The organism is Streptomyces poriferorum (assembly GCF_019399235.1).
Lineage (GTDB): Bacteria > Actinomycetota > Actinomycetes > Streptomycetales > Streptomycetaceae > Streptomyces > Streptomyces poriferorum.
Window position 1 is genome coordinate 1 of the sequence record NZ_JAELVH010000349.1, and the last position, 5,984, is coordinate 5,984.

General features: G+C 73.0%; 4 protein-coding genes. 2 read left to right on the plus strand and 2 right to left on the minus strand.

The window, feature by feature from the left end; all coding sequences use genetic code 11:
* Positions 1 to 154 precede the first annotated feature (154 nt).
* Complete coding sequence (locus tag JGS39_RS35355) at positions 155 to 655, minus strand: DUF5949 family protein (protein ID WP_219573855.1); 501 nt, start codon at positions 653 to 655, stop codon at positions 155 to 157.
* Between the two features lie 364 nt (positions 656 to 1,019).
* On the opposite strand from JGS39_RS35355, the gene rsgA reads away from it, so the two are divergent.
* Positions 1,020 to 2,201: a ribosome small subunit-dependent GTPase A gene (gene rsgA, locus JGS39_RS35360; protein ID WP_219573856.1), complete on the plus strand. Its 1,182-nt coding sequence runs from the start codon at positions 1,020 to 1,022 to the stop codon at positions 2,199 to 2,201.
* Between the two features lie 72 nt (positions 2,202 to 2,273).
* Positions 2,274 to 3,641 carry a DNA-3-methyladenine glycosylase 2 family protein gene (locus JGS39_RS35365; RefSeq protein ID WP_219573857.1) on the plus strand — a complete coding sequence of 456 codons (1,368 nt, stop codon included), beginning with the start codon at positions 2,274 to 2,276 and terminating at the stop codon, positions 3,639 to 3,641.
* A gap of 5 nt (positions 3,642 to 3,646) precedes the next feature.
* On the opposite strand, the gene JGS39_RS35370 is transcribed toward JGS39_RS35365, so the two are convergent.
* A partial coding sequence (locus JGS39_RS35370) for a glycosyl hydrolase family 95 catalytic domain-containing protein (RefSeq protein WP_236065882.1) occupies positions 3,647 to 5,984 on the minus strand: 2,338 nt, incomplete at its 5' end.

Here is a 5,984-nt window from a genome sequence, read left to right on the forward strand (position 1 = left end):
ACGCACCGCGGGCGGCCCGGCAGGTACCGGGCCGCCCGCGGTGCGTGGGTGAGGCGCCGAGCATACGGATGCCCACCGCTCCACGGGGGGCGGTGGGCATCGTCGCGCCGGGGGACGGTCGGCCCAGGCTGCGTACCGGAAGGACCTAGGACGGTCAGCCCAGGCTGCGTACCGGAAGAACGCAGTGGGCGGAGCTCGCGATGACCTCGGGGTCGCCCGCGAAGAGACGCAGCTCCTCCTCGCCCACCGGGAGTCCCGGCGCGCCCTGCGGCCACGGCCGGGTCGCGAACATCGCGTGCACCTCGCCCTGCGCGGTGGCGGCCGCCAGCCACTGGGGCGGCACGGGGTACTGGGCCTTGAAGTGAGGCAGGGTCAGGACGGCCTGGCCCGCCTGGACGAGGAGCTTCACCGGCAGGCCGGGCGTCTCGTCGGCGCGCACCGTGCCGCCGCCGGCCGGGAGTCCGCAGCGGTCCAGGGCGATACGCATGGCGGCCTCGCCGACCGCGGGTCCTTCCGATCCGTCGCCCAGCGAGTAGGCGAGCAGGAAGGCGACGTCGTGCCCGTCGTGGGGGTGCTCGCCGCTCCAGCCGATCAGGATGAGCGTGCCCAACTGGGCCTGGGTGAACGTGCCGGGGGCTGTCTGGGGGGAGGTCATGTCCGGCACCCTAACCGTCCGCGACCGGTCGATCTCCATGCGTATCACCCGATCGAGGGAGGGCATGTGATATTCCGGCTGAAGGGCTCCGTTCCGGCACACCGGAACGGAGCACCGCGATAAATCCGTTGACGCCGCCCGGCCACCGCGGGCTATCGTGTGCGGCGTGAGGGACGGCGGAGAAGACCGCCGCTGCCGGACCGTGCGTGAAACCGGAGGTGAGGACATTGATGACTGTCGCCGCGATGGGCGCTGCCCACAAGCCGAAGAGCATCGTTCCCACCCCCGTGGCCACCGGCTGACCTTCCTCAGAACCTCCGCGCCGTAGCGCGCACCGCCGGGGCCACCCTGTGAAGGGTTTCCCTTGTCTTTCCCGTCTTCCTCTTCTTCCTCCTTCTCCACTCTTCAGGGCTCCTCGTCGTCGCACCCCCTGTCCGCCTACGGCTGGGACGACGACTGGGCGGCCGAGTTCGCCCCGTACGCCGAACAGGGCCTGGTGCCGGGACGCGTGGTGCGCGTCGACCGCGGGCAGTGCGACATCGTCACCCCGCAGGGCACGGTCCGCGCGGACACCGCGTTCGTCGTGCCCCGTGACCCGATGCGGATCGTCTGCACGGGGGACTGGGCGGCCGTCGACCCCGACGGTGACCCGCAGTTCGTCCGTACGCTGCTGCCGCGGCGCACGGCCTTCGTCCGCTCGACCTCGTCCAAGCGTTCCGAGGGCCAGGTGCTCGCCACCAACGTCGACCACATCGCCATCTGCGTCTCGCTGGCGGTGGAGCTCGACCTGGGCCGGGTGGAGCGGTTCCTCGCCCTGGCCATGTCCAGCAGCGGTGGCGACGCGCTGCTCCGTGACGCGGCACCGGCCGGGGACGGCGTCGCCGAGACCCTCGTCGTCCTGACCAAGGCCGACCTGGTCCCGGACGCCGTGACCCTGTCCCATCTCGTCCAGGACGTCGAGCGTCTCGCGCCGGGTGTGCAGGTGCTGCCCGTCAGCTCCGCCACCGGTGAGGGCGTCGACGTGTTCTCCGCGATCGTCTCCGGCGGTACGAGCGTGCTGCTCGGTGCCTCCGGCGCGGGCAAGTCCACGCTCGCCAACACCCTGCTCGGGCACGACGAGATGGAGGTGCGGACCACCCGTGACGTGGACGGCAAGGGCCGGCACACCACCACGACCCGCAACCTGCTGGTCCTGCCCTCCGGCGGCGTGCTGATCGACACCCCGGGGCTGCGCGGGGTCGGCCTGTGGGACGCGGAGACCGGCGTCGGCCAGGTGTTCTCCGAGATCGAGGAGCTGGCCGCGCAGTGCCGGTTCCAGGACTGCTCCCACGCCGCCGAGCCGGGCTGCGCGGTGCTGGCGGCGATCGAGGACGGAACGCTGCCCGAGCGGCGCTACGACAGCTATCGCAAGCTGCTGCGCGAGAACCAGCGCATCGTCGCCAAGACCGATGCCCGGGTCCGGTCCGAGATCCGCCGCGACTGGAAGCGCAAGGGGGCCGAGGGCATGGCCAACTGGGAGGCGAAGCGAGGCCGCCAGGTGCGGTAGCCGGAGCCCCCCTGGTCGGCGTCCGAAAACCGCGAGTGCGGCCGGGTCCGGTGGCGCACACTGGACGGTGTGATGGACGAAGAGACCAGATACGAGGCGGTGAGCAGCCGCGACGCACGTTTCGACGGGGAGTTCTTCTTCGCCGTCGAGACGACCGGCATCTACTGCCGGCCGAGCTGCCCCGCCGTCACCCCCAAGCGGAAGAACGTCCGCTTCTACCCGACCGCGGCCGCCGCACAGGGCAACGGCTTCCGGGCGTGCAGACGCTGCCGCCCGGACGCCGTGCCCGGCTCCGCGGACTGGAACGTCCGGGCGGACGTGGTCGGCCGTGCCATGCGCATGATCGGCGACGGAGTGGTGGACCGGGAAGGCGTCCCCGGCCTCGCCCACCGGCTCGGCTACAGCTCACGGCAGGTCCAGCGCCAGCTCAACGCGGAACTGGGCGCCGGGCCGGTCGCCCTGGCCCGCGCCCAGCGCGCGCACACCGCACGGGTCCTGCTCCAGACCACCGGGCTGCCCGTCACCGAGATCGCTTTCGCGGCCGGTTTCGCCAGCGTCCGCCAGTTCAACGAGACCGTCCGGCAGATCTACGCGCGCACCCCGAGCGAGCTGCGCACCGAGGCCGGAACCGGGCTCGGCGCCGCGCCCAGGCAGGCCCGCACCACCGGGATTCCGCTCCGGCTCGCGCACCGGGGCCCGTACGCGGCGCGCGAGGTCTTCGATCTGCTCGCAGGAGAGACGGTCGCCCGGATCGAGGAGGTCAGCGGGGAGCCCGGCGCCCGGACATACCGCCGCACCCTGCGCCTGCCGCACGGCACCGGGATCGCCGCCGTCGACGAGCGGTCCGCCGGTTCCTGGCTGGAGGCCCGCATCCACCTCACGGACCTGCGCGATCTGACCACCGCCGTGCAGCGGCTGCGCCGCCTCTTCGACCTGGACGCCGACCCGTACGCCGTGGACGAGCTGCTCGGCGCCGATCCGATGCTCGCGGCCGGGGTGGCCGTCCGCCCAGGGGTGCGCTCGCCCGGCACGGCGGACCCCGATGAGTTCGCCGTCCGGGCCCTGGTGGGTCCGGCGGCCGCCGGTGAGCTGGTCGAACTGTACGGAAAGGTCCTGGACGTCTCCTGCGGCGGGCTCACCCATGTGTTCCCCGAACCGGGCGTCCTGGCCGGCGCGGTGTCCGACCCGGCGCTGCGGGCCCTCGCCACCGCCCTCGCCGACGGCGACGTACGGCTCGACGCGGGCGCCGACCGGGACGCGGCCGAACAGGCGCTGCTGCGGCTGCCCGGCATCGACGCGGCCACCGCGAAGCTGATCCGGATGCGCGGCCTGGGCGATCCCGATGTGGACCCGCACGGGACGCCCGGCTCGGAGCTGTGGCGGCCCTGGCGCTCCTACGGCGTACGCCGTGCGGAGGCCATGGACCGGGTGCCCGCGTAACGGGATCAGGCCGGCAGGCCCCAGCTCGGTGCGGGTCCGTTCGCCGCGACCGGGCGGACGGTCAGGTCCGGGCGGTCGCCGGCAGCGGTGATCAGCGCCGATTCGCCCTTGCGCAGCCGGATGCGTACCGCACCGCCGTCCAGTTCCGCGTGGGCCAGGGGGCGCCCGTGCCGGTCCCGGACCTCGATGGCGCCCTCGATGCCGTGCCGGACGACGCAGGGCGCGCCCGCCTCGCTCGTCAGCCGTACCCAGCGGGTCCGGCCGTCCTCCCGCACGGCGCTGAGCAGGAACGCGCCCTGGGTGCGGAAGTCGTGGACGGTCAGGTCCCGCCAGGCGGCGGGCAGGGCGGGGAAGACCCTGATGGTGTCGCCCCAGGACTGGCAGACCATGTCGTGGAGCGACTGGGCGGCCGACAGCGGCGTCTCGATGACGGGGCCGGACTCCTTGTACATGGTGTTGGCCTGGATGAACCGGCTCATCAGCTGACCCAGGTACGTGAGCGCGTCCTCGCCCTTGCCGAGCAGCGCCGACATGGAGGCGGCACCGGTGAAGGTGTAGCCCTGCAGCGCGCCCTCGAAGCCGACCCAGTGGGCGAGGGACTTCTCGATCAGGGCGCGTTCGGTGGCGTCCGCGCCGGTGACCTCGTACAGCGGATAGACGGCGAGCATGTGCGAGTAGTGGCGGTGGGACTTCGCGAAGGGCACCCCGGCCCCGATCATGTAGCCGTTCTCGTCGACCGGGTACGGGGCGAGCCTGGCCAGCACCTCCTGCCAGCGGGCGGTCAGCGGATCGTGGACGTCCAGTTCGCGTGCCGAGTCGAGCAGGGTGCGGCAGCCCCAGCGCAGCAGCATGAGGTCGTAGTTGCAGTCGGGTGCGTTGACGCCGTACTCGGGGGAGAAGGTCGCCGGGAGGTGCAGCCTGCCGTCGGCGCCCGGGGCGAGGAAGTGCAGGTAGTAGTTGACGGCCTTGCGCAGCAGCGGGAAGAGGGTGTCGCGCAGGACGGACCGGTCCATCGTGTGGCGGTAGGAGAGCCACACGTTGTGCAGGGCCCAGGTCAGGTTGCCGACCTCGGGGGTGGGCGGGTCCTGGCCGGGGATGCCGACGCCGTAGCCGCCGTCGGCGACCGCGGCACCGTTGACCAGCTGCGGGTCGGTGGTGCGGGGGATGCCGGCGGAGTCGGCCCGGTAGGGGGCGGCGACCTCGCGGGAGAGCTGCTCGCGGAACTCGCTCAGGGCCCGGGTGACGGCGTCGAGCTCCAGGTGGTTGGAGCCGTGGATCAGCCAGTACTCCAGCTGGACGTTGAGGTTCCACCAGGTGTTGGGCCACGGCGTGGGCTCCAGCCAGGGGCCCGAGGTGGCCATCACGGGGGCGTCCTTGCGCGCGGCCGACGCCGTTTTGTACAGCTGGATCCAGTAGAAGCGCTGCAGCCGGGCATCGGGCAGCGACAGGAAGCTCCTGCGGTAGAAGCGGTCCCACCAGGCGCGGTGCGGGGCGGCGAGCAGGGGGTACGGAAGGGCGGAGGCGGCCGTGACCGTACGCAGCGCGCGGGCACGGGCGGTGTTCCCGGGGTGGGAGTGGGCGACCGTCACGTACAGGGTGCGGGCGGCGCCGCGTGTCCGCTCGCGCCAGGCGGTGGCGTGCGATCCGCCCGCGAGCAGCGACTGCACGGCCGCGGTCGCCCGGCCGTGCTCCTCGACGACAGCCGGGGGGTTGCCCGTGTAACCGTCCGGCAGCGGCTTGAAGGCGGCCCGGGGGCTGATCGCCTCGGCCGGGTGGAAGACCCAGCGGAAGTCCTTCTCGCCGGAGCTCGGGGTCACCTCGACGGCCAGCACGTCACCGGTCGACTGCACGAAGGCGCGGAGCGTGAGGGTGCCGGCCGAGGTGGTGACGGTGCCCTGCAACTCGGCGGTGTGCAGCCGCATCCGCCAGTCGACGCCCGTGATGGTGCCGGCCGGCTCCAGGGTGAAGTGGCCGATCGGGAGCCGCGCCAGGCCGAAGAGCGAACCGAACTCGGGCCGGTGGTCCTGGACCTCGGAGTGCTGGACGTTGAAGCGGATCGCCGTGGTCTCGGCACCGGGCTCCGCGTAGATACCGGAGCCGAGCCGCCCGTTGCCCAGGTACGGGCCTTCGTACCAGGTCTTCGGCATCCGCTGCCAGCGCAGGTCGGCATCGTCGAGGACGGTGTTCCAGCTGTCCGCGGGGGAGTGCACCACGACGGGGGCGGCCGCGGCGGCCGACGGGGCCGCGGCCCGGGCGGGAACGGCGACGGCGCCCACCACGAGGGCTCCGCCGAGCGCGGTGCCGGTGGCGAGAACGCTTCTGCGGGAGGGCGCGGGCCGGGAG